At 58.1% G+C, this 1,219-nt stretch carries 3 protein-coding genes; all 3 read left to right on the top strand.

Going from position 1 to position 1,219, the window contains the following annotated elements; genetic code table 11:
- The coding region (locus ACESTR_RS15490) for a topoisomerase C-terminal repeat-containing protein (RefSeq protein ID WP_373179407.1) at positions 1-348 on the top strand (348 nt) is incomplete at its 5' end.
- 143 nt (positions 349-491) lie between these two features.
- The gene (locus ACESTR_RS15485) at positions 492-941 is read left to right on the top strand and encodes a DUF1896 family protein (protein WP_004295482.1); all 450 of its coding nucleotides are present in this window, start codon (positions 492-494) and stop codon (positions 939-941) included.
- A partial coding sequence (locus ACESTR_RS15480; protein ID WP_347021462.1) for a hypothetical protein occupies positions 928-1,219 on the top strand: 292 nt, incomplete at its 3' end. The genes ACESTR_RS15485 and ACESTR_RS15480, both read left to right, overlap by 14 nt.

The raw sequence follows: 1,219 nt of genomic DNA, 5'->3' as shown, positions 1-1,219 counted from the left end.
GCCTCGCAAATCGCCAAAGAACTGCTGGAAGCAAGAATCGACGGCGCGGAGAGTGACACAGCCTGCCCGCGTTGCGGCAGGCCCGTGGTGTTCTATCCCAAACTCGCCAAGTGTCAGAATCCCGATTGCGGCCTGACCGTATGGAGAACCGTGGGCCGCAAGGAGCTGACCGACAAGCAGCTCGCGGAACTGCTGACCAAAGGCAAAACCGGCACGATCCGGGGATTCGTCAAAAACGGCGGCGGAACGTTCGACGCGGCCCTCACGCTCGATGACCAGTTCAAGACCTCGTTCGTTTTCGAACCGCGCGATACTCCCAGGCAGGGAAAGAGGAACAAACGGAAATAATCGTTACCTTTGCCACTGGAAAAGACCTGTCATAACGAGATACGCTTGTTTGATAAGGATTTTTTCAGTGGTCGGCGCTTCGGGTGGGAACCCGGGGCGCCTTTCTCTTCCCCGATTATCAACGACCACTAAAAATTCTTATCATGCCAGACAAGCAACACCATACCCCCACGGGGGAATTGTCCTATTACGGACTTTCGTTACTATCCTACCTCAAGGACAGCCACCCGGAACTCATCGCCGAAAGTGAGTTCATCGCCGAGCGGGCCGACAGCGCCGCCCAAGCGTACAGCGAGGCGATCCGTTCGGGCTGCAACCACATCGAGGCCGAAGAAATTGCCCGCGAGGAACTCTGCCGCGGACTGCACTTTTCACCCTACAACACGCTGGTAAACATCCTCTGGAGGGAATTCGAGGCGGAGATTCCCGAGGATACCGCCCGGCAGGCGGCTCTACGCCTGCTGCCCCTCTGCCGCGGGGTGCTGGAGAAGTACGACCTCACGGACGACTTCGCCGACACGCCCGACTACGAACTGTTCTATACCGAACTGACGGGAACCGTCCAAATACTTCTCGAAGATGGCATTCAATAAGAAAACCCACCTCCGCCAGAATATCGACGCGCTGAAGACGGCCTTCACGCTCGACAGGGAACGGCGGGCGCCGACTCCCGAAGAAGAAAGGACACTCGGCGCATACAGCGGCTTCGGCGCCATCAAGGAAGTGCTGGAAAACCCCACCGGGAAACCGGACAAGGACGGCATGGCAACGCTCGTGGCCGAGTTGCACGAGGTCATCAGGGCGAACACCCCCGACGAACGGGAATACAAGCGCTACATGGACGGGATCAAGAACTCCGTCCTGACGACTT

It is taken from the genome of Alistipes sp. DJF_B185, assembly GCF_964250025.1.
Taxonomy (GTDB): Bacteria; Bacteroidota; Bacteroidia; order Bacteroidales; family Rikenellaceae; genus Alistipes; species Alistipes finegoldii.
This window is presented reverse-complemented; position numbering and strand designations above follow the sequence as displayed.